This window comes from Oceanobacillus saliphilus, from assembly GCF_023522835.1.
In the GTDB taxonomy this organism is placed as follows: Bacteria; Bacillota; Bacilli; order Bacillales; family Amphibacillaceae; genus Oceanobacillus; species Oceanobacillus saliphilus.
Map to the genome: position 1 here is coordinate 1 of NZ_JALCZU010000188.1, position 263 is coordinate 263.

A 263-nucleotide genomic window follows, 5' to 3' on the forward strand; every position below is an offset into this window, starting at 1 on the left:
GCCCCAGCGGCTGCCCCCCGGTCAGCTGGCAGCTGGACCAGATCGTCTCCGAACTGCGCGCCGCCCGCGCCGAGTGGCGCAACCGCCATGGCCGCACCCAGGACCGTGGCGGTCGCGAACTGCCGTCGCGCGTCGCGGTCGGCCAGATCATCGAAGCCATCAGTGGCGCCCTCTTCCCCATGCGCCTCGGCCCCACCGACCTGCGCGAGGAGAGCGAAGACTTCTACGTCGGCCACACCCTGGACACGGCGCTCAACGCGCTG

The 263-nt window shown here is 72.2% G+C and carries 1 protein-coding gene; it reads left to right on the forward strand.

Features of this window, described 5'->3' with window-relative positions:
* Positions 1–263, forward strand: a 263-nt coding sequence (locus tag MN204_RS20885; RefSeq protein WP_249872966.1) for a hypothetical protein, incomplete at both ends; no start/stop codon positions are given.